Source organism: Zhongshania sp. (assembly GCF_041584495.1).
Taxonomy (GTDB): Bacteria; Pseudomonadota; Gammaproteobacteria; order Pseudomonadales; family Spongiibacteraceae; genus Spongiibacter.
This window is the reverse complement of the sequence record NZ_JBFHDY010000019.1, coordinates 16,887-39,147: the sequence shown is the minus strand read 5'-3', so window position 1 is coordinate 39,147 and position 22,261 is coordinate 16,887. Positions and strand designations below refer to the sequence as shown.

The window sequence follows — 22,261 nt, the reverse complement described above, 5'->3', positions numbered from 1 at the left end:
GGTAGCGGTGCAGACCGCCGCCAGCGCGTCCACATTTAAACCTTGGTGGACCGCGTCTCTGGCCCGGGCGTGATCGAGTTGAAACTGCAAGTTTACCGCGGTGCTAGTAGCCACACCCACCCGCCCCAGTGCAATGCGGGCGCTGGTGTAGCCGCGCAGCGGCTGCCAGCTATCGATTGTACTATTGCCCATGGCCAGCCTCCGTAAAGTTAAGTGCTTTCGCAAACACCGGAGGTAGGCACTGCCCACTCAGCAAATTGCCTTTGGCATCCATAATCTCGGTTTTTTGCAACCACTGTAAAAACTCCGGTGCGGGCGGCAGCGATAATAGCCGCCGAATCGCGAGAGCATCATGAAACGAGGTACTTTGGTAATTCAGCATAATATCGTCGCCGCCCGGGACGCCCATGATAAAACTGCCTCCCGCGAGGGCGAACTGGGTCAGCAAGGTGTCTAGGTCATCTTGATCTGCCTCTGCGTGATTGGTGTAGCAAATATCACAGCCCATCGGCAAACCGAGCAACTTACCGCAAAAGTGGTCTTCTAAGCCGGCGCGAATTATCTGCTTACCGTTGTATAAATACTCAGGCCCAATAAAGCCGACCACGGTATTCACCAAAAGCGGCGAAAATTGTCGTGCCAGCCCATAGGCACGGGTTTCAATAGTCTGTTGGTCGACGCCGTGATGGGCATTAGCCGACAGGGCGCTGCCCTGCCCGGTTTCAAAATACATCACATTATTGCCAACCGCGCCGCGCCCAAGTGACTGTGCCGCGTCATGCGCCTCATTGAGCATTGCAATATTAATGCCAAAGCTGCTGTTGGCCGCTTCACTGCCTGCAATCGACTGAAAGACCAAATCTACCGGTGCACCTTGGTTTATTAGCGCCAGCGTCGTACTGACATGGGTTAACACACAGGATTGAGTGGGAATCTCAAAGCGTTGAATAAACTCATCTAACAAGCCCAATAGTCGGCCAACCGTCTGGGTATTGTCAGATGCGGGGTTAATGCCAATCACCGCGTCGCCACTGGCATAAAGCAGGCCGTCGATCAGACTAGCGGCAATCCCCGCCGCATTGTCGCTTGGGTGATTTGGCTGCAAGCGCGTAGAAAAATGACCGCGCAAGCCAATGGTATTGCGAAAGTGAGTGATCACTTCGCACTTTTTGGCCACAACAATGAGATCTTGCACCCGCATCAATTTGCTAACTGCCGCGACCATTTCCGGCATTAAGCCTGGCGCGAGGGCCGTTAACGCAGCTGTGTCGGCAGCATCTGACAATAGCCAGTCGCGAAAGCCGCCAACCGTTAAATGCGCTACCGGGGCAAAGGCCGCAAGATCGTGACCGTCAACAATGAGCCGAGTAATTTCATCGCTTTCATAAGGTATGACCAGCTCATTCAGAAAATGCCGCAAGGGCAGATCTGCCAAGACCCATTGCGCGGCCACGCGCTCTTCATGGCTAGCGGCGGCGATACCCGCCAAATAATCCCCCGAGCGGGCTGGGCTCGCCTTGGCCAGCAGCGTTTTTAAATCAGCAAAATGATAGCTGTGCCGACCCAATTGAATCTTGAAGCTCATACTGTACCTGCACTGGGAGAGGACTCCCCTATCCTACCCCGACCGCGACACGATTACATTCAAACCCCAAGCTTCATCTATTTATAAGCGTTAGCCTTGCTTGAGCGGCGGCCCAGTAAACTCTGCCTCAATAATAACCTCTAGGTCATCGCCCACGTCTATGGTCGAACCCGGCGCCGGAATGCCTATTCAAATACCAAAATCAGACCGCTTAAACATGCCCCGCGCCGAAAAGCCGATCCGGCCATGTGGGTCGAGGGGATGGCCGGCGTAACCGCCATTAAATGTCGCATCGAACACAACCGGTTTAGTGACGCCATGAAGAGTGAGATCACCCGTTATCCGCAGCGCACGCCCAGCAACGGTTTCGACACCTGTCGAGCGAAAGCTAATCTGCGGATACTGAGCGGTATCCAGCCATTGCGGGCCCGGCAAGGTGTCGAGAAAACCCTCGGGCGGTGATGACAGTACAAGAGAGCGCACGGATCAATGGTGGCATTCACCCTCATTGCCCTCGGCGTCGCCGGATCAAAATAAAGCTCCGCCGTGAACTCTGCAAACCGTGCGGTGTACACCGAAAAGCCCAAATGGCTAACGCGAAATGACAGATCCGCATGAGCGGGGTCGAGCGTATAAGCCCCTGCAGGTGCTTCTGTGGTAAAGACCTTCGCCGGGGTTTGAGCCTGATTGGCCACAGGCAGGCAAGCGGCAAGCGGCAAGCGGCAAGCAATATCACTACGCAAGTGAACAGAAATAGACCCAAATATTTCGCTTCATTGCGCAACTCCACTGCCATTTATCACCTATTTATAGGACGACGACGCTAATCCTATTTACATACCTGCCATCGTTTTAAAGCCGCCGTAGATCATACGCTTGCCGTCAAAGGGCACATTTTCGGCACACATCAGCTCGGCAATGCGCGGATCTGTCATTACAGCGGCATTAATGCGGTCGCGCTCTTGTCGAGATGCGAAAACAATCCACGAGAACACGACAACTTCATCTGCCGCTAATTTGACACTTTGCGGAAAAGAAGTGTGAACCCCAGTCTTTACATCATCTGCCACACACGCATATAAGCCAAGGCTCCGTGCTCCTTCCAGATCCCGCCAGCTATTTTGGCCACTGCCCAGTAAGCCGCGAGATTTTTCTCGGGTACGGGTAGTACAAAACCGTCGACGTAAGTCATTATTTACTCTCCTTGATCATATTGATTCACGCTCCTAGATATCACTAATCTGCCGGCAACTCCCACGCGGGGGGAATCTTGGCCGCTTTAGTTAGCGCTTCATTTAAACCCCTGGCTTCGAGCAGGTAGCAACCAGCCAACGGCTCTTTGGTTTCAGCAAAGGCCCCATCGGTAATCGCCAGCTTTCCGTTTCGCGGACGCAGGGTGGTGGCTGTGCTTACCGGCAATAAAGTGACCGCTTTCGATTAACGCGTCTCGCCAGGCAATACATTCGGCATCGCCCATTTCTGCCATTTTGGCTTTTTCGCCATAGACCAAACCCAGTTATTTCATGATAACTCCCTCTACTTTCGCTGGTCGCTTTCGCATATCAGCTTAGTCCTCTGAGACGACCGCAATTCGACAGACACCGCTAATTGTTTTTGTTACTCGGCCAAGCTTATTCTTAAGCAAGCACCTACTACCACCGCCGGACTTTAAATTTTGGTAATAGAAGATTCCTTGAGGGCGTGACAAAGGCTCTGCAACAATGTGTTCATGCGTTACAATAGCCACAACTCAAGGCGGTTAAAGATAAAAACTCATGCTGAACTTTCTCCCCCACTGGCTGCGCGGCAGCCTGACGCTATTTTTAATTATTTGCTCCACGCTAACGCTAGTCCCATTTTTGTTACTGGTGGCGATACTTAAATTAGTCATTCCGATCACAGCATGGCGGCGCTGGTGTACCGTGGCATCGATTGAAGTTGCCAATTTATGGGTGGGTTTCAATAATGTATTGCTCCACGTCATCAATGATATCCATTGGGATATTGAAGGCGCGGAGGACTTAAGCCTCGACGATTGGTATTTTGTCACCTGCAACCATCAGTCTTGGGCCGATATTTTAGTCGCCCAAAAAGTGCTTTTTCGCAAAATCCCCATGCTTAAGTTTTTCCTTAAACAGCAGTTGATTTGGGTACCTGTGATCGGCATTGCTTGGTGGGCATTAGACTTTCCTTTTATGAAACGCTATTCCGCAGCCGAGATTGCCAAGAACCCCAGCTTAAAAGGCAAGGACCTGGAAACAACGCGCAAGGCCTGCGAAAAATTTAAATATACGCCTGTCACCGTATTCAATTTTTTAGAGGGTACTCGCTTCACGCCAGCCAAACATCAGCTGCAGCAGTCGCCTTATCAGCACCTGCTAAAACCCAAAGCCGGCGGTGCAGCCTTTGTTTTAGGCGCAATGGGTGAGCAATTACACACTATGCTCAATCTCACCATTTACTACCCCTGCGATGATCGCAGCTTTTGGCATTTTCTGTCCGGCCGCGTGAAGAAGGTTGTGGTGCGTATTGAAAAGCAGACAATAGCGCCACGCTTTCTAAGTCGCGACTATTTGAGCGATGAGCAATTTCGCGGGGAGTTTCAACAGTGGGTATCGGAATTGTGGGCCGACAAAGACCGCCTACTTAAAGGCCTTCATAAAGACTTTAACGGCAGCGATTCAGGCGCTCTCTAATTCGGCTACCCACCCGGCTAAAATACGAGACTGACGACATAGTAAATCAATAGCTTACAGATCCGCCGAGCTGATTACCCACATCGGTATAGAATAACAATTTTTTGGCGTTGAGCTCACCTTTCTGGGCACCGATTAAACTATGGAGACCTACAAAGACTCTCAGTTGATTAGGCTAGAAATCTTGCGGATTGGGCGTGTTACTAGGTGTGGCTCCAGCGCTTAAACCTATTGCACATAAACAATTTTGATAAACTTTAGGCATCGCCGGTAAGGGTTACAAAATCAAAAGCGGGGCGCTTGCGCGCCACCGCCCGACAAAGTCAAAGCTTAGCGAAAGGGTCTGGTCTTGAACTGACTTTCGATTTTTTAGCTTGGCGCTTTTCCTTTTGCGACAAGGCCGGCTTTTTCTTAGTTTCCTTATTACTCTTTTGCGCTTTACTCATTGTAATGCTCCTTTACTCGGTGATGCTACTTCCCCGGTTGCGGGGTCATGCCTTTTAGGAACTTGAACAAATCACTGTCGGTAGACAGTACCAAGGTGGTCTTCTTATCAACAAGTGATGAGTAGGCCGCCATGGTTCGAGTAAATTCATAAAACTCTACCGACTGCGAGCTTTGATTATAGGCGCTTGCGTAAATTTCGGTAGCTTTAGCGTCGGCAAGACCGCGAATTTCTTCTACTTCGCGGTAGGCCTCAGACTGAATCTTGTTTAACTCGCGAACGCGGTTACCTCGGATCCGTGCAGCTTCGCCGTTACCCTCAGATAAAAAACGCTCGGCAATCTGGCGGCGCTCACTGATCATACGATCATAGATTTTAGGTCGTACACTGGCGTTGTAATTAATGCGCTTAAATCGAATATCGAGCAGCTCAATACCAAAGACACCCACCTTCTCCGCGGCCTCGGTAAAGATCTCTTGTTCCACCATCTGCCGACCTTTTTCAATCGGCACTAATGCGCCCATATTTAAGCCTTGAGAAGAGGACGCCAGTGCCGCATCGCGCAAGGGGATGCGGTCTTTAGTAGTACGAATAATTTCAATTAGTTCGTGCTTGGCTACGGCATTGCGGGTTTCACTGCCCAGAATATCGTCTAAGCGCGACTGGGCACTGCGTTCATCGCGCAGTCGCAAAAAGTATTGCAGCGGGTCGACAATACGCCAGCGTGCAAATAAATCAACGGAGATATACAGCTTATCTTTGGTCGGCATGTCCGATGGCGTACCGTCCCATTCCAAGACCCGTTTATCGATGGGATTAACTTCTTGAATAAAAGGCACTTTAAACTTTAGGCCGGCCTCGGTCACTGGCTCGCCAACCGGCTTACCAAACTGAGTGATAATGACCTGCTCGACTTCATCAACCGTGTAGGCCGAACTCATCAAGACAAACAACCCGCCAAACAATAAGATCATGGCGGCAATCGATTTTGTGTTTTTCATTTTTTGCTGCCCTTTTGTTCGCCAATGTTTAACAGCGGTAACAAGCCGCTCATATCGTCATCGACCAAAATTTTGTTTTGAATATTGGGCATAATCTCCTGCATGGTTTCTATGTAAATTCGGCGCCGAGTAACTTCCGGGGCTTTACGGTATTCGGTGAACAATGCGTTAAAGCGAGCAACATCACCCTCAGCCTCATTAATGCGCTTTAAACGATAACCATCGGCCTCGCGAATGCGCTGGTCTTTCTCACCTTCGGCCAGCGGAATGACTTTATTGTATTCGCGGCGCGCTTCGTTAATGAGCTTTTCTTTTTCCTGCTGAGCTTGGTTTACCTCGTTAAAGGATTCCTGCACAGGGCGAGGTGGATTGATGTTTTTGAGCTGCACCTGATCAATATTGATGCCCATTTCATACTTGCTGGACAACGCTTGCATTTTTAGCAGGGCTTCAATTTCAATTTCCTGACGACCAATGGTAATAACTTCGTCTACTGTACGGTCACCCACCACCTCCCGCATTACGGACTCTGACACATAGCGCAGCGTTTCTGCCGGTTCGCGTACAGCGAATAAGAATTTTACGGGATCAGAAATTCGGTACTGCACCACCCACTCGACTAATGCCGCGTTTAAATCGCCGGTCACCATTTGAGTTTCCAGATTACCGTCGCGACTACCTTGATACGCATCTCGCGCGCCCGGTGTCGAAAAACCAAACTCCTGCTTGAGCTGGCGCTTTACTGGCACTACGGTCGATTTATCAATGCCCAATGGCAATTTGAAGTGCAGACCGGGGGGAACTTCCTTTAGATACATCCCAAAACGCTGAACTACCGCCACTGAATCGCTGGGCACGGTATAATAAGCGGACCACAGACTAAGACCCGCAGCAAACAATAAAATCATAGGCAGCGCGCGACCAAAACCGCCAGCGCCACTGCCTTTACCGCCACTCCCACCTCCCGAAAATTTGTCTTTTAAGTTTTTTACGCCCTTATTAATAATCGCGTCTAAATCTGGGGGCGACTGTTGGCCCGAGCCCCAGGGGTCTTTGGCACCGTTATTGTTCCGAGCAGACATTGAATCAGCCTTTAATTAGAGTTCAGCATATCTATTAATGGGGCTACGGAGCAGAGATTGCAAGCCGCGCGGCCGAGTATTGCAGTAAAGACACAATATACGTTATGAAATCGTTGGCTCCTACGCGCTAGGATTTTATCGCCTCGCCCATTACAATCAGCGTACCGCGCCCCACCTTATTTTCCCAAACCAAACAGGATTCTGATGGCCGACCTCGCCCTCTATCAGTATGCACTGATCGGCATTATTTTTATTTGGAGCGGCTTTGTACGCTCTGGGCTAGGCTTTGGCGGCGCAGTATTAAGCCTACCGTTCCTATTACTTGTACATAACCAGGCCTTGGTTTTTCTGCCCTTGATTTCGGTGCAATTGCTCATTTTTTCATCGATCACCTTGATCTTAAATAATCGCAGCAGCCAAGCGATTGGCCGCAGGCATACCAGCACCGTGAATTGGCCCTATTTGCGTTATATGCTCGGCATTATGATTGTGCCCAAGCTATTAGGTGTGTTTGGCTTAATCACTTTACCAGCCGACACCCTTAGCATTATTATTTTTTCTATCGTCTCGGCTTATGCCATCTCCTATATCGCCAACAAGCCTTTTAAAAGTAATAGCAAATTTATTGATGCCTTATTTTTAATTGTCGGCGGCTATATTAGCGGCACCTCCTTGATTGGCGCGCCATTAATTATTGCGGTTGCCGCGCAACACATTGCCCGAGAGCAATTGCGCGACACCTTATTTGCGCTGTGGTTTATTTTTGTTGGTATTAAGCTAGGCGCGTTTATCTACGCGGGAATTGATTTACAGCTAATTCACCATCTCTGGCTGCTACCCTGCGCGGCCATTGGCCATGTCATTGGTCTGCGCTTTCACCAGCATATGCTCAAGGCGGAAACGCCGTTGTTCTTTCGCTTTTTAGGTCTCACGCTACTCGTCATTAGCCTATTGGGTTTGTGGAAAGCCTTAAGCTAAACTTTTACTGATAGCGCCGCCCCTGATGCGCTAGCCAGCCATGGGCATGGCGGCCAGCGGGATCACGATGCGTCCAGTGCACCACGCCACCGCGCTGGTTCCACTCGTATTCACCGAAAAAGCCGACACTATCACCCACCTGCAAACCGGCAATACGCGGCGCGAGATCAATATTGTGGGCAACTAATAAGGTCTGCCCAGAGCTAAGACGGAGAATAAATCTTTGATGGCGACTGCCTTTACTGTCATCGGGGAGAATTTTTTCAACTCGGCCCTGACCTTGCACCTGGATATCGCTACGTTTATTTTTGTAAGCCTCACCAAGAATTTGATCAGCCTCGGCGATCCTAGCGACGCTAGACGACAAAGCGTCCGTCATTCTTTCTGGCCTATTGGCACGACAGCTGTAGCTTACTGCAATTATCACGACAATAATGACTAAGATAATTGCTTTCATGACAATGCCATCCTTCACCACACAGAATTTACTGGGCAATACTATGGCGTGTGGCGACGCCCTAGACAAGCGCCCGTAGTATTGTAAAGGATATCAGCAGAAATGCGCGGTGGAGGGAATGTGGCAAGCCGACGCCAATATTACTGTTTTTTTACAATAGGCGTGATTTATTCACGCCTATAAATACCCAGTCAGAAGCGCATCTGTTCCCGCCTGCTGCGGGACTAACGCCAGCAAGCTAAGTAGGTCTGCTGGAGTAACCGGCAGATTGCCAATACTGAGCAAATTAGTGCCGCTACCCATTAGCGCAGATGGATCTAAAGGCAATGCTTCTAGGCCGAGAAAACCGCCAACACCAACACTACCCAGAAGACCAAGGACGGGTGCCAACCGTTCGGCGGCGCTTAGCTTGATAACCATACCAGCATGACGGCTGCAGCAAGTTTCTTTGTGCTGTTCATAGTGATTAGCTACTTCACACAGTGTTACGCAATAAAGTTATTGATCTGATGAGCTAATCAAATTGTGATTTTCAAAACCGCTATTGATACGGCAGTGACCTAGGCAGACCTGAATAGGCCCAGAAAATATATTCTATCGTCAACTGGAAGTGTGCGAATTATATCAAAACCGAAGCGCCCCTCTATTACACATTCTCTGCCGCAATGGTCCTTACCTTAGCGTGTAATTGCGCCACACGTCAGCACGAAATCTTCGGCGACAAGAACCATTCATCGATTGGATACAAACAGGCACCCTTGAAGAATAGGTCTGGCTCACTAACGCGCTATAGACTAGGCCAACCGTGAAATGAAGGAGCGGGAAAGGGTTGCACACCTCATACACCGCTATTCATTAGGGGGTATAAAGTGCGGAGTGTTAATAATGCGCAGCGTATTACCGCTGCCAAGCTTGCCGATGCACGCTAAGCAGCGGCTTTGGCGCTTACACTATTACTCAACCACTGGGCAACAGGGTAGGTAGCGATACCCGCAGCAATACCAGGCAAGCCTTCGTAAACCATATTATGCAGATCGAAGTAACGCCACAGTAATGCCGTGGAAATGCCAACCGCACTGACGGCGATAAGCGTACCTTCATTGGGACGACGACCACTTATAAAAATTGCTAACACCGGAACAAAGGCGCTTGCTAATCCAGACCACGCCATGACGACCATACCAAATACCGTTTGGGCGCTGAGCAACGCCCAACCCAATGCAAATAGCGTCACACCAAAAGTGGCAAATTTGATCAACAAGGGGCGCTCAATACTTTTAGATGAGAGGTCGTGGGTGAGGGCAGCGGATGCGCTCAAGATTAGCGAGTCTGCTGTAGACAAGGTGGCGGCGAAGATCCCCGCCAAGATCAGTCCAACCATAATCGGTGACAATAGTTCCAAGGCCATAGTTGGCAACGCCAACTCGGCGTCAAAGCTGCCAATTTCTGGCAAATATAAGCGCGACAACAAACCAACGGCGGTGGCCATCAAGTAAAAAGCGACAAACCACAGATAATACCAAACCCGTGCGCGTGTCATGTCACCGGTATTGGCCAAGGTCATGAAGCGCACCATGACATGGGGTTGGCCCGCCACCGAGAAGCCGGCAAACAGCCAACCCAAGGCGAATAGTATTGCCCCCGCCGCGCCGGGAAAAGCGAGGTCTTCGGGAAACCAGTTCATATAATTTGGTATTTGATAAAGCGCATCAACGGTGGCATCTGGGCCGCCTAAGGCCGCGACAGCAACCCAAAGTAAAACGCCCATCGCGGTAATCATCACGACTGATTGAGCAGCGTCGGTCCAAATTGAAGCGCGAATACCACCCGCTAAGCAATAGGCTGCGACCAATACCGAGCCTACTACAGCACCGGCCCAGCGCGGCCAATCAAACAGGGCTTGCAAGGCTTTACCACCGGCCAGCAATTGCGCAGCAGCATAGGCGAGCAATAGCACTAAAGATAAAAGTGCGGCAAGCTTTTGGTAACCGCCCATGGTTGTGCCGGTCCAATTACTGAGCACACCAATATAGCTGAGCTGGCCGGTGCTCTCGGTAGTCGCGCGCAGCTTTCGGTGTACTAAATGCGAAGCAATAAAATCGCCAGCGATCCAACCCGCCATGACCCAAAATGCCGACAAGCCCACCGTGTAGGTATAGCCAATAACGCCAATAAACATATAACCACTATTATTTGTGGCTACCGCAGACAAGCCTACCAACCACGGCTGTACCGAATTACTGGCCAAATAATAATCGCTGCTATGATGTTTGTTTAAAAACAATGACGACAGCCCGATCAGTACAAATACTGTTAAAAAGGCTGCGAAACTCCATGCAGTTACCATATTCAGATCCAATCTATTCTGGTTTAGTGGCGACAGTGAGCACAACGCCTATGAAGCGCTCTCCACTGTCGGCGTTAGTAGCTCTATCAGCAGAGGATGTTCGCGCAATTCAGCCAAGGCTGGATCGCGATACAGTTCTTCTCGATAGGATTCCGATTGTGCCACCGCGTGAGTAAAGTAGCGCGCGGCGTCATCAAGATTACCCTGACAAGTGTGAGCGCAAGCCAACTGGTAAAATGCATGGGCATTGGTTTCATCCAGCAACAGCGCCTGCTGGCAAAGATTTATTGCCCACTGAGGTTCGTTCTGATCCAGTGCCGCATCTGCCTTATAGGTTATTGCCTCAATATCGTCGCCTCTAACACCGAGAATTTGATCGTAAATTGCAATTTTACCTGCCGGGCTCGTTTCTTGACTGGCGCGTAACCACAGCGAATGAATCTCTTGGGTAAGTGTAATTTCTTCGCGGTTAGACTCGATATGGGCAGTTTCTTGTTTTAATTGCTTTTCAATCGCGCGCAGACGCTTCTCGTATTCTTCAACCAATTCGGCGACTTGCTCATTGGCAACACTGTGCACTTTTTCTTTAATATCGCGCACCGAGTTCCAACCCATTAACACCAAGGCCGAACTCACCCCAGCAATGAGGTAGAAAAAATACGTGACAGTATTGGTTGCATAAGACACCGCTTTGTCGGCAGCGCCTAATTCTCGGTCGACGACTTCGGCAGCCAATTCGCGGTGAGCGCGCTCCATGTCAATACGCAAATTGCGTACCTCATCGAGCATATAACGCTCAATAAAGGGGGAGTAGAGCGGCTTTTCTAAATTGTCGATACTGGCATCGACTTGGGCCGCACTCGGCTGCGCTTCGCTAGGCGTTGGCGCAGCACTGTCAACCGCAACAGCAAAAAGGGGCAGCAGCGCCCAACAGAGGATAAGCCCCTGTATTATGCTGCGCATATGGCTTCACCGTGGTCGTGTACTTCGACCAAACAGCGGTGCAAGCTCGCGACACCCTTCTCGTAATCATCTTCGTTTACCACAAACTGCATATCGACCTGACGCATCGACTGGTGCATAGCCAATACACTGATATTGGCCGACGCCAAGGCAACCACCGTTTTAGCCAACATACCCGGCACCTGCATGTCGCTGCCGATAGCAGAAATTATAGCGACTTTACGGGTACTGACTTCCGCGTCGGGGAACAATTCTTTAACCGCGCTTACAATGCGTTTTACGGTTTTTAGATTAACGCCCAAATAATTGGTAATGGTATTGGCATTAATATCTTTGGTAATCACTGTGCCCTTATAGCGTTCAATGGCACCCAGTATCTTTTGCTCATACCGCCACAGCGCTCCCACCATATCTTGGTCAAATACTTCCAAGGCATAGACTTGCTTGCGACCCGCGATAATTTCTACACAAGGCTTTTCACTGCGATAATCGCAGTCAATTAATGTACCGGAGTGGTCTGGCTCAAAGGTGTTTTTAACCCGCAGAGCAATGTTTTGCTGACGCAAACCTTTCGCCGCGCGGGGGTGAATAGCCTCCATACCCAAATTGGCGAGCTGGTCGGCAACATCGTAATTGGTGCGGCCAATCGGCACCACTTTATCGGCTCCCACTAGGCGAGGGTCGGCACTGCTAAGGTGATACTCTTTGTGAATAACCGCTTCACGGGCGCCACTGATGACAGCCATACGGCTGAACGTCATTTCGCTATAACCGCGGTCGAAACTTGCCATTAAGCCTTCTTTACAATGAGCGTAACCAGTAACAATCGGCAAGGTGGTATTTAAGTCGATACCTGCCAGCGCCTCGGTAATATGCTGGTCAAGTGGCAGTGCTTCCTCGGCACGCCAGCCCGACAAGTCAATATAACAAGTATTAACGCCATCGCGCTTGAGTAGGGTAGCGGTATTCCACGCGCTGTGTGCTTCACCAATACTCGCTAACATTTCCCGCACGGTAAGCAGATGATCTTCTAAACCAAAATGGCCGTGCTGACAGAGCCGGTGCAAATTATCCATGCAGCGCTCAGCTTCACACAAGCGGGCTTCAATATAGGTATTGGCAGCCTCCAGTTGCTCAGCGTCGGGAAATAAGCCAGCGTTAATCTCTTTTAAGGCATTACCGACATCGCTCAGGGCATCACGCCACAACGTTTCAGCGCCGTCATCGGCAAACAGAGCATATACGCCCGGATGGCTAGTGCGCTTATTTTCCAGCAGTAAATCGGTTACCCCGCCATAGGCTGAAACCACAAATATACGCTGATATATATTACCGCTTTCACCGCCCGCTAAAATCACATTGTCGCGCACCGCCTCGTAGTTGGTCATTGAGGTGCCGCCAATTTTCTCTACACTGTGTCCCACTGCTACTCTCCCTTGAATTAAAAAAATGTTTTTTAAAATTCAATAGCTCAGGTCACTGCCTCAGCCGCCAATGGGTAGACCCCATTTTCGTCATGCACTTCTTTGCCGTTCAGCGGTGGATTAAATACACAGGCCATTTTCATGTCTTCACTGCCACCGCGCAGTAAGTGATTGTCGTGTTTATCGAGAATGTATAAGGTGCCAGCTTCAATTTTATACACTTTGCCGTCGCTCAAGGTTTCAACTTCGCCGTTGCCCGACATGCAGTACACTGATTCCAAGTGGTTCTGGTAATGAATTGGCGTTTCGGTGTTGGCGTAAATGGTGGTGATATGGAATGAAAACCCCATCTGATCGTCTTTCAGCAACATCCGCACGCTGCTCCAATTTTCACTATCGACGCGTCGCTCAGAGTTTTGACATTCTTCCAGTGTTCTTACAATCATGATTTATTCCTTTTACTAAGGCTATTTACTTAAGCTCAATTGCTGAATAAAGCACGCCGCTTCCGCAAATGTTTACTTGCGGAAGAAGCGCGATTTCAGCCGCTTAAGAGGCTTTTTTGTTAACTGATTTTCCCAATACTTCCGCGATGCTGTCTGACAAAATAGCCAGACCGCGAATCAATTCTGTCGTTTCGATGGTGAGCGGGCAGAAGACCTTAACAACGTGGCCACGGTTGCCGCAGGTTTCAATTACGAGACCCCGCTCAAAGCAGGCGCGACCAATTTCGTCAGCAATATCACCGTCCCGACAAGCGAGACCCTGCATCATGCCCCGGCCCTTAGGTTGAAGTTTAGTGACGCCGTACTGCTCAGACAGCTTTTTGAAGCATTCGCTAACGATAGCTGATTTCTCAGCAATCTCGGCGGCAAACTTATCGTCTTTCCAGTAGTGGCGAATTGCCGCCGCTGCAGTGATAAAAGCGTGGTTATTGCCACGGAAAGTACCGTTGTGCTCACCCGGTTCCCAAATGTCTAAATCTGGACGGATTAAGACAATCGCAAAAGGCAGGCCGTAGCCGCTCAGGGATTTCGACATGGTGATAATATCGGGTTTGATGCCACTGGCTTCAAAGCTAAAGTAGGTGCCAGTACGACCACAACCTGCTTGAATATCGTCAACGATCAACAAGATCTCATGCTTGCGACACAGTTTCTCTAGGCCCCGCAGCCAATCATTATTGGCCACATTCAGGCCACCCTCGCCCTGCACTGGCTCAACAATCATCGCCGCCGGCATATCCACACCCGAAGAGGGGTCAGAGAGTAGCTTGTCCATCATTTTCAGGCTATCGGCATCGCGACCGTAATACCCACAATAAGGCATGCGGGTCACGTCGCCCAGCGCTACGCCAGCACCGCCGCGGTGATGACTATTACCCGTGGCAGCGACTGCGCCCAAGGTCACACCGTGAAAACCATTAGTAAAAGACACTATGCTCGTACGGCCAGTGACTTTACGCGCCAACTTCAGCGCGGCTTCTACGGCGTTGGTGCCTGTAGGGCCAGTAAACTGGAAGGTATAGGTCATATCCCGTGGTGCAAGGATATGCTCGTTAAAGGCTTGCAAGAAATCGCCCTTGGCTTGCGTGTGCATATCCAAGCCATGAGTAATGCCGTCGCGCATAATATAGTCGACCAAGGCCTGCTTCAGCACGGGGTTATTGTGGCCGTAGTTCAGGGTGCCGGCACCCGCCAAAAAATCGATGTATTGCTTGCCGTCGGTTGAGTACAAGTGCTCGCCCTGAGCCTTATCGAAGGTTACCGGAAATGAGCGGGCATAGGATTGTACTTCGGATTCGAGTCGGTCAAAAATGGTCATGTTAAGTCCTCTTAGTGTCCTTTACTGAGCGGATGGATACTGCGTAAAAATTTTACTTAAGACTTATTGAGCGAAAGGCCCAATACACAGCAGTGCTTCACTGTCGTGCTGGCCGCCAAAATGCGCCTCTTTTTCAAACCAAATACTATGATTTAATTCAGTATCCAGATCTCTGGCAAAACTGCGAAACAAGGCCCAAGAGGCCTCATTATCTGGTGTAATTGTCGTTTCCATATATTTCACTTCTGCACAGGCCGGCCGCTTAACAACCTCTTTAAGCATTTTTTTGGCGAGACCTTTACCGCGCTGACTTTTATCCACCACAACCTGCCAAACAAATACTGTATTCGGTTTAGCGGGAATAATATGCGCAGAGATAAAGCCCACTAATTTGCCATCTTCTTCAGCGGCAACGGCGGTTTCGGCAAAGTGAGTGCAATGCAGCAGATTGCAATAAACGGAATTAGTATCGAGTGGTGGGCTGGCCGCCACTAATTGATTTAGGGCATAACCATCTTCCGCCGTTGGCTGGCGAAAACGAAGCGTGGCAGCCGTGGCTTGCGTCGCGCTATTTGATTTCAACACAATCTTTTAGTGTTCATACTAATTTAACGACGCTCATGCACGATTCTTGGACGCTAATATCGCCGATCATGCTGTTTAATCGCTAAATTAATGAACCCATTCTCCTGTTCATTTACTTAGAATACGAAGCATTATACGCGTCTTCGACTAACTATTTCAAGCCAGACTATTGACAAACAATGGGTTTAGCTGGTGCAAAAAACTCTACAAGCCGCTACCATTGGGCCGCTAAGCCAATCTGCAGGCACTGAAAATGAACAGTATAGACCAAGTATTAGTATCACTGCGCCGGGTAACCCGGGCAATTGATTTGCATTCAAAGCACTTAATGAAAACGGCGGGCCTAACTGCACCACAAATGCTCATTCTGCAAATCCTTAGGGATCAGGGTGACGTCATTATCAGCGATCTAGCCAGTCAAGTAAGCCTCAGCCAAGCCACCGTCACTAGCATTATTGATAGATTGGAGAAACGCGGCCTCGTCATGAGGGAGCGCTCCAGCCGGGATAAGCGCAAAGTGTACGCCTGTCTTACTGAAACCGGCAACGAACTGATTCGCAATGCGCCCATGCCCTTGCAAGATTATTTTATTCGCCAGTTCAGTGACCTCCAAGAATGGGAACAAACGCAAATTATCAGTTCTTTGCAGCGCGTTGCCTATATGATGGACGCCCAACACATAGACGCCTCCCCCGTTTTAGATGTGGGCGCGATCGACCGCTTGAGTGAAGACGAGGCCAGTGCCCACTGTTTTGGCTTTGACGACAACTTAATTTGATTGACTGGAACTGTATATGCTTAGCAACAAAGCCTTCCTTATCCTCGCGGTATTGACCGGACTATTTACCCTCGTCGCGTGCAGCAAGGGCGAACCTAGCCGCAAAGCGACAAGCCCAGACGACAGCACCACACAAGCACCACAAGCAATTTCCAGCACAAAGCGCATGCCTAGCGACCCTTCTCTGAAATCCCTCTATATTCAAAGTTGCTACGGTTGCCATAGCTCTGGCGCCGCCGGGGCACCTAAAAGCGGGAATAAGGAGCAGTGGGCGTCTCGCACCCAAAAAGGCTTAGACACATTATTGGCTAACACCAAAAACGGCCTCAATAGCATGCCGCCAAAGGGCATGTGCATGAATTGCAGCGACGACGATTTTAGAGCGTTAATATTATTTTTGTCCGGCGAAGCTGAATAGTGGCAATACTAATCGCAAGACTTTTGATCCATCGACTATGCTTTAGCGTAATCAGCTATCTGCCACACAGGATGAATTAAGCCCATGTCGGAAACCCAGCCTATACGAATTGGCATCAGTGCCTGCTTGCTCGGTGAACCAGTACGCTACGACGGCGGCCACAAGCGCCTGCCCTTTGCCGACGAAGAACTGAGGCGGCACTTTGAGTTTATTAATATTTGCCCCGAGCAGGCCATAGGCATGGGCGTGCCGCGCCCGACCATTCGCCTTGTAGGCGATCCGGCAACCCCCCAACTTATTGGCAGCAGCGACAGCAGCCTAAACGTCACCGATGCCATGCAAACCTTTGCGAAGGATACGGTTCCGACACTTACCGAGATCAGCGGCTATATTCTCTGCGCCAAATCGCCCAGCTGTGGTATGGAACGTGTGCCCGTGTATGACGAGCAGGGCAATGGTTTAGGTAAAATCGGCGTAGGTCTGTACGCCAAGCAATTAATGGCCGCCCACCCCCTGCTGCCGGTCGAAGAAAATGGCCGACTTAACGACGTGCATCTGCGCGAAAATTTTGTGTTGCGCGTGGTAGCCTACGCCCGCTGGCAGCGGCTAATTAATAGCGGCATCTCCGCCAGCGACCTTGAGGATTTTCACCGTCGCCACAAATTTTTACTACTGGCGCACAATCAGACTATTTATCGTGAACTTGGACCAATCGTCGCTGAAGCAGGAGATATTAGCGATAAAGCTAGCCGCTATATTAGCAAGTTTATGGCGGCCTTAAAGCACATCGCCAGCACCAAAAACCACACCAATACGCTCATGCATATCCAAGGCTTTTTCAAAGATCACCTCGACGCCGAGGACAAGCTCAGACTCACCGGAACAATAAAGGACTATGCCGCCGGACAACTGCCCTTGCTCGTGCCGCTGGAAATGCTAAGTCACTATCTAAAGAAATACCGTGTCGACTATTTACTGGACCAATATTACTTCGACCCTTACCCAAGGGATTTAAAACTGCGCATGGGACTTTAAGCCTTGACCGCCGTTGTGTGGTTTCGCAATGATTTACGCAGCTTAGACCACCGAGCACTGAGCCTGGCCTGCGCCAATCACGACAAGGTACGCGGCTTGTATCTATTGTGCCCCGAGCAGCTCGACGAGCATATTATTGCACCAATACGCCGCCACTACTTGCGCCGCGCCCTCGACGAACTCGGCCGCCAGCTCGGTGAAATTGGCATTCCCTTGGACATCATTGATGTTGGTCACTTTCGCAATACTGCCACGCAGCTCAGCAATTATTGTCGCCAGCACCAGGTCGACACCGTGTACGCCCATCGAGAATGGCTGCTCGACGAAATGGGTCGGGATGACGGTTGCCTGGAAAAAAACATCCCATTACACCTGGTTGATGACAGCTTACTTAGTCCGCTTGAGATCGCCAAAGGCGACGGCGGTCCATATAAGGTATTTACGCCGTTCTCGCGGCGCAGCCGAAACCATTTGGCCACCAAATTCCCCACGTGCCTTCGCCGCCCGCAAGCCATTGCTAAAGCAGCCCCTAATCCAACCTGCCCCGTATTCGGCGAAGAGCGCGACTCCAGCCTCTGGCCCGCAAGCCAAGATGCGCTGCTAGGCCAGCTTAGAGACTTCTGCGCTGAACGCGCTGACGATTATCGCGAGGCCAGGGACTTTCCCGGCCTCGATGACACGTCCCGACTGTCCGCAGCCCTAAGCTTTGGCCTGCTCAGCCCCCGGCAGTGTTTAGCGCGCTTACAACAAGAATGCGGCGAGGCAATCTGGGATGGGAATAGCGGCGCAGGTACCTGGTTTAACGAGCTGCTATGGCGGGAATTTTACCGTCACGTCGCTTACCATTTCCCTAAAGTTGTGCGTGGCCGCGCCTTTCAAGCCTATACCGAACGCATTCCCTGGCCCAATAACCAAAGCCGCTTTGAGGCTTGGCAGGCGGGCCGTACCGGCTACCCAATAGTCGACGCAGGCATGCGTCAACTGCGGGAGTCTGGCTGGATGCACAACCGCCTGCGCATGATTACGGCATCGTTTTTGTGTAAAGACCTACATATAGACTGGCGCTGGGGCGAGCGGCACTTTATGGAAAACCTCATCGATGGCGATTTTTGTTCGAATAACGGCGGCTGGCAATGGGCCGCATCCACCGGCACCGACGCCGCGCCGTATTTCCGCATTTTTAACCCGACCACCCAAGGCCAGCGCTTTGACGCCAAGGGCGAATTTATTCGGCGCTATCTGCCCGAGCTACGTCATTTATCAGACAAGGCGCTTCACCAGCCCCCAGCATTAGACATCTACCCCGCACCGATCGTCGAACACAAAGAAGTGCGAAAAATTACCCTCGCACTTTTTAAGAATGTGAGGGACTAAGCACACGTAATCCGCTTTAATTGCGCCGCTTGCTACTGGCTATATTGCGCTCTAGTGCACTATGCTATCGCATGCTGGGGCACAATAAATCAAAAGGAGAAACCGTGCGATTAGCTGTACTAATTCTGCTCGCCATCAATACCCTGTTTACAAGCCTTGCTGTTCATGCTGGCGCCAACGCCCAACAGGTGTTTGGCCTGAGTGAATACGTCTATATTGAAGAGCTGGGCGTACGCTATAAAGCCAAAATTGATACCGGCGCAGAAAGCGCATCGATCAATGCAATCAACGCCAAGGTTGAGAAGGGCCGCGGTAAAAAAGACGACCTAGTGCACTTTGATTTGGTTTTACCAAACAACACCCTAAAATCTGTCTCGCTACCACTCAGTAAGCACATCCGCATCAAGCGTCGAGCGGCAGATTACGGCGAAGATGAAAAAGACTATAGCCGTCGACCCGTATTGGAGTTGACGTTGTGCGTTGGCGGTCAGTCACACAAGGTTGAGGTCAATCTTGCTGACCGTCGCCAATTTTCTAAACCTATGCTAGTCGGCTCCGACCCATTGACCGCCTTTGGTGCTTTGGTCGACCCGAGTAAAAAATATTTGCAGGACAAATCCCTCTGCCCTATAAAAGCAGACTCCGAGGAGCACGATGAATGAAGGGCGTTAAATTACATGTCAGGGTATTAGCGTTAGCGCTATTGCTGATCGGCGCCGCCAGTACCGCCTGGCAGATATTCGTGCTAAATATTCCGGTATCCTCGGACACCACCGAACCAGTGTGGGTCATAGATACCAAGCTCACTTTTAACGCCCGCGACAACACGCCCGTCAAAGTACAAATGTATGTACCGCCGAGCTGGAGCAAATTCATTACCCTGAACGAGAGTTTTATCTCGAAAAATTACGGGGTAAACACCGACATCGTTAACGATAACCGCCAAGCGGTGTGGTCTGCCCGTCGCGCCGAAGGTCAGCAGCAGTTGTTTTATCGACTTATGCTAACCAAACGCAGCAACTCGCGCTTTGCCGAGTCTGAAGCTGGCCCACTGTTTCGTGAAAGCCCTGATCTACAAGGCGTAGAAAAAGTCGCCGTCGAGGCCTTATTAAAACCAATACGCGAGCATTCCGCCGATATCGAAACCTTTATCCGCGAAGCCATCAAACTCATAAACGAGCCTAGCAACGACAATGCCCGCCTGCTACTGGGCAATAATTACACCCAAAACAATAAGTCGATGGTGCTCGAACTGCTGCTCTCGTCGGCACATATTCCCGTAGAGCGGGTACGTACCCTGCGCTTAATCAGTGGCGTAGCCCAGACCCCAGAGCTGTGGATGCGCAGCTATAACGGCAAGCGCTGGCTGTATTTCAACCCGGAAACCGGCGCCCAGGGCCTACCCAACGACCGCGTAGTGTGGTGGACCGGCAATGATCCTATCGCCAAAGTCGAAGGGGGCCGCCATCTGAAAGTAGAAATCACCGCCAATCAAAAGGTAATGAACTCAATCACCTTGGCGCAGTCGATTGCCGAGAGCAAAGAGAACAAATTCTGGGCACTTTCTCTTTACGATTTGCCACTGCAGTCCCAGCAAACCTTTGAAATTATACTAATGATCCCTATTGGCGTTATGCTGATCTTGGTGCTGCGCAATATTGTGGGTCTAGAAACCTTGGGCACCTTTACTCCTGTGCTCATTGGTCTCGCCTTTCGGGAGACTCAGGTTTTATGGGGGATTATTCTATTCACCTTAATTACCGCACTCGGCTTGTCGATACGCTCCTATCTTGAGCACTTACATTTGCAGCTATTGTCCCGACTCTCTGTGGTATTAACCTTTGTCGTTATTATCATGGCCCTAATCAGCGTGCTCGGGCATCGTTTGGGCTTGGATCGCGGCCTGTCTATTGCCCTGTTCCCAATGGTTATCCTCACTATGTCCATCGAGCGGATGTCGATCGTGTGGGAGGAGCGGGGCGGCCTGCACGCGGGTAAAGTGGGTATTGGTACACTCATTGCGGCAACCTTGTCGCACTTGATGATGACCTACCCAGCATGGACCTATTTCGTGTTTACCTTCCCTGGTATGTTATTGATATTTATCTCGTTTATGTTAGTACTAGGCCACTATCGTGGCTACCGGCTAACCGAACTGTTCCGGTTTAATGCCATGATCAAGGGTAGACAATAATGTCCTTGTTCAGCACCTGGAAGGATCTTCGTCAGCGCGGCGTAATGGGCATCAATCAGCGTAATGCCGACTATGTGTTGCGCTACAATCAGCGCCATCTTTATCCCTTGGTCGATGACAAAATTAAAACCAAGGAGCGCGCGCTAGAGGTCGGGATTCACGCTCCCACCATGTACGGTGTAATTGATTCCGACAAAGGTATTAGCAAGCTAAAAGACATCGTTAAGGGTCACAGCGACTTCGTCATCAAGCCCGCACAAGGCGCCGGTGGCGATGGTATCTTAGTTATCGCCGATCAGTTTGAAGGCTATTACCGCACGACCTCCGGCCGCTTATTAAGCACCGAAGATATTGAGTTCCATATTTCGGGCATACTGTCTGGCATCTATTCATTGGGCGGCCACCGCGACCGCGCGCTAATAGAATACCGCGTCATCCCCGACCCCATCTTCAGCGCCATTAGCTATGAAGGGGTTCCTGACATTCGCATCATCGTCCTTAAAGGTTACCCGCTACTCGCCATGCTGCGCCTGCCTACCCGCCAGTCCGGCGGCAAAGCCAATCTGCATCAAGGTGCGATCGGCGTCGGTGTCGACCTCGCCACCGGCATTACCCTTGATGGCACTTGGCACAACAAGCTGATCAACAAACACCCCGACACCACCAACCCGGTGCGCGGCGTCCAACTGCCTTATTGGGAGGGTTTTATGTCGCTAGCAACACGCTGTTACGAGCTGACCGGCCTAGGCTACCTCGGGGTCGACATGGTATTGGACAAAGATCAAGGTCCGCTGATGCTCGAGCTGAACGCCCGACCCGGCTTAAATATCCAAATCGCCAATGACACCGGCTTAGCTGCGCGCTGCAAGCAAGTTGAAGATGAAATCGAGCGCTTAAACGCCAAAGGTATTACCCTAGCCAAACCCGCGAAACGTATGGCATTTTGCCAGCGCGAATTTGCCCAGCCCCTGAAAAAGCTCGATACACTAAATGCCGAAATAGACGCAATCGAACCGGGCGCGCCTTAAGAAAATTAAGCTTTAGGCATAAAAAAACCGCGTAACGACCAAAAGGA

Annotated in this window: 24 protein-coding genes and 1 pseudogene; 9 read left to right on the top strand and 16 right to left on the bottom strand. The window is 50.5% G+C overall.

The features are described from left to right. The 5 genes and pseudogenes from ABYP33_RS05610 to ABYP33_RS05590 all read right to left on the bottom strand — a co-directional run. Positions 1–192, bottom strand: a 192-nt coding sequence (locus ABYP33_RS05610) for an ethanolamine ammonia-lyase light chain EutC (protein ID WP_373089241.1), incomplete at its 3' end; no start/stop codon positions are given. After that, on the bottom strand, positions 182–1,585 hold the full coding sequence (locus ABYP33_RS05605; RefSeq protein WP_373089239.1) for an ethanolamine ammonia-lyase subunit EutB: 1,404 nt from the start codon (positions 1,583–1,585) through the stop codon (positions 182–184). The genes ABYP33_RS05605 and ABYP33_RS05610, both read right to left, overlap by 11 nt. A gap of 189 nt (positions 1,586–1,774) precedes the next feature. After that, the gene (locus ABYP33_RS05600) at positions 1,775–2,068 is read right to left on the bottom strand and encodes a YceI family protein (RefSeq protein WP_373089237.1); all 294 of its coding nucleotides are present in this window, start codon (positions 2,066–2,068) and stop codon (positions 1,775–1,777) included. Positions 2,069–2,418: 350 nt separating this feature from the next. Next, positions 2,419–2,777, bottom strand: a pseudogene (locus tag ABYP33_RS05595) (DUF1428 domain-containing protein). A gap of 44 nt (positions 2,778–2,821) precedes the next feature. Further along, entirely contained in the window at positions 2,822–3,004 is a 183-nt protein-coding gene (locus ABYP33_RS05590) for a YciI family protein (RefSeq protein WP_373089235.1), read from the bottom strand. Positions 3,005–3,360: 356 nt separating this feature from the next. On the opposite strand from ABYP33_RS05590, the gene ABYP33_RS05585 reads away from it, so the two are divergent. Continuing rightward, on the top strand, positions 3,361–4,281 hold the full coding sequence (locus ABYP33_RS05585) for an acyltransferase (protein WP_373089233.1): 921 nt from the start codon (positions 3,361–3,363) through the stop codon (positions 4,279–4,281). A 323-nt stretch (positions 4,282–4,604) separates the two neighbouring features. Here the strand turns inward: ABYP33_RS05585 and ABYP33_RS05580 are convergent, their stop codons facing one another. Genes ABYP33_RS05580 through hflK form a run of 3 tightly spaced genes read right to left on the bottom strand, consistent with a single transcriptional unit; the run spans position 4,605 to position 6,809 of the window. Continuing rightward, entirely contained in the window at positions 4,605–4,727 is a 123-nt protein-coding gene (locus tag ABYP33_RS05580; protein ID WP_373089231.1) for a hypothetical protein, read from the bottom strand. A gap of 25 nt (positions 4,728–4,752) precedes the next feature. Continuing rightward, positions 4,753–5,727: a protease modulator HflC gene (gene hflC / locus ABYP33_RS05575; RefSeq protein WP_373089229.1), complete on the bottom strand. Its 975-nt coding sequence runs from the start codon at positions 5,725–5,727 to the stop codon at positions 4,753–4,755. Further along, positions 5,724–6,809, bottom strand: coding sequence for an FtsH protease activity modulator HflK (hflK, locus tag ABYP33_RS05570; protein ID WP_373089227.1), 1,086 nt, complete (start codon positions 6,807–6,809; stop codon positions 5,724–5,726). The genes hflC and hflK overlap by 4 nt, the downstream gene beginning before the upstream one ends. A gap of 204 nt (positions 6,810–7,013) precedes the next feature. Between hflK and ABYP33_RS05565 the strand changes: the two genes are divergently transcribed. Beyond that, a complete protein-coding gene (locus ABYP33_RS05565; protein WP_373089225.1) occupies positions 7,014–7,787 on the top strand; it encodes a TSUP family transporter in 774 nt (257 codons plus the stop codon). A 4-nt stretch (positions 7,788–7,791) separates the two neighbouring features. On the opposite strand, the gene ABYP33_RS05560 is transcribed toward ABYP33_RS05565, so the two are convergent. The 8 genes from ABYP33_RS05560 to ectA all read right to left on the bottom strand — a co-directional run bounded on the left by ABYP33_RS05560 (position 7,792) and on the right by ectA (position 15,387). Continuing rightward, the gene (locus ABYP33_RS05560) at positions 7,792–8,244 is read right to left on the bottom strand and encodes a DUF3465 domain-containing protein (protein WP_373089223.1); all 453 of its coding nucleotides are present in this window, start codon (positions 8,242–8,244) and stop codon (positions 7,792–7,794) included. A 177-nt stretch (positions 8,245–8,421) separates the two neighbouring features. Next, positions 8,422–8,664 (bottom strand): hypothetical protein, encoded by a 243-nt coding sequence (locus ABYP33_RS05555; protein ID WP_373089221.1) that lies wholly within the window; start codon positions 8,662–8,664, stop codon positions 8,422–8,424. A gap of 505 nt (positions 8,665–9,169) precedes the next feature. Then, positions 9,170–10,591, bottom strand: a complete 1,422-nt coding sequence (locus ABYP33_RS05550) for a sodium/proline symporter (protein WP_373089219.1) — start codon at positions 10,589–10,591, stop codon at positions 9,170–9,172. A gap of 48 nt (positions 10,592–10,639) precedes the next feature. Further along, positions 10,640–11,554, bottom strand: coding sequence for a hypothetical protein (locus tag ABYP33_RS05545; RefSeq protein ID WP_373089217.1), 915 nt, complete (start codon positions 11,552–11,554; stop codon positions 10,640–10,642). Continuing rightward, a complete protein-coding gene (locus tag ABYP33_RS05540; protein WP_373089215.1) occupies positions 11,542–12,978 on the bottom strand; it encodes an aspartate kinase in 1,437 nt (478 codons plus the stop codon). Before ABYP33_RS05540 ends, ABYP33_RS05545 begins: the two co-directional genes overlap by 13 nt. Before the next feature lie 47 nt (positions 12,979–13,025). Beyond that, positions 13,026–13,424, bottom strand: coding sequence for an ectoine synthase (locus ABYP33_RS05535; protein WP_008253212.1), 399 nt, complete (start codon positions 13,422–13,424; stop codon positions 13,026–13,028). Positions 13,425–13,527: 103 nt separating this feature from the next. After that, positions 13,528–14,802, bottom strand: a complete 1,275-nt coding sequence (ectB, locus tag ABYP33_RS05530; protein ID WP_373089212.1) for a diaminobutyrate--2-oxoglutarate transaminase — start codon at positions 14,800–14,802, stop codon at positions 13,528–13,530. Positions 14,803–14,865: 63 nt separating this feature from the next. Further along, entirely contained in the window at positions 14,866–15,387 is a 522-nt protein-coding gene (gene ectA, locus ABYP33_RS05525) for a diaminobutyrate acetyltransferase (RefSeq protein WP_373089210.1), read from the bottom strand. A gap of 253 nt (positions 15,388–15,640) precedes the next feature. On the opposite strand from ectA, the gene ABYP33_RS05520 reads away from it, so the two are divergent. The 7 genes from ABYP33_RS05520 to ABYP33_RS05490 all read left to right on the top strand — a co-directional run bounded on the left by ABYP33_RS05520 (position 15,641) and on the right by ABYP33_RS05490 (position 22,214). After that, positions 15,641–16,165 (top strand): MarR family winged helix-turn-helix transcriptional regulator, encoded by a 525-nt coding sequence (locus tag ABYP33_RS05520; RefSeq protein WP_373089208.1) that lies wholly within the window; start codon positions 15,641–15,643, stop codon positions 16,163–16,165. A 16-nt stretch (positions 16,166–16,181) separates the two neighbouring features. Next, a complete protein-coding gene (locus ABYP33_RS05515) occupies positions 16,182–16,583 on the top strand; it encodes a cytochrome c5 family protein (protein WP_373089206.1) in 402 nt (133 codons plus the stop codon). Positions 16,584–16,667: 84 nt separating this feature from the next. After that, positions 16,668–17,618, top strand: a complete 951-nt coding sequence (locus ABYP33_RS05510) for a YbgA family protein (protein WP_373089204.1) — start codon at positions 16,668–16,670, stop codon at positions 17,616–17,618. A gap of 3 nt (positions 17,619–17,621) precedes the next feature. Further along, entirely contained in the window at positions 17,622–18,992 is a 1,371-nt protein-coding gene (gene phrB, locus ABYP33_RS05505; protein ID WP_373089202.1) for a deoxyribodipyrimidine photo-lyase, read from the top strand. Between the two features lie 104 nt (positions 18,993–19,096). Then, positions 19,097–19,654 carry an ATP-dependent zinc protease gene (locus tag ABYP33_RS05500; RefSeq protein WP_373089200.1) on the top strand — a complete coding sequence of 186 codons (558 nt, stop codon included), beginning with the start codon at positions 19,097–19,099 and terminating at the stop codon, positions 19,652–19,654. Next, positions 19,651–21,186, top strand: coding sequence for an inactive transglutaminase family protein (locus tag ABYP33_RS05495; RefSeq protein WP_373089198.1), 1,536 nt, complete (start codon positions 19,651–19,653; stop codon positions 21,184–21,186). Before ABYP33_RS05500 ends, ABYP33_RS05495 begins: the two co-directional genes overlap by 4 nt. Next, complete coding sequence (locus ABYP33_RS05490) at positions 21,186–22,214, top strand: alpha-L-glutamate ligase-like protein (RefSeq protein WP_373089196.1); 1,029 nt, start codon at positions 21,186–21,188, stop codon at positions 22,212–22,214. Before ABYP33_RS05495 ends, ABYP33_RS05490 begins: the two co-directional genes overlap by 1 nt. Positions 22,215–22,261 lie beyond the last annotated feature (47 nt).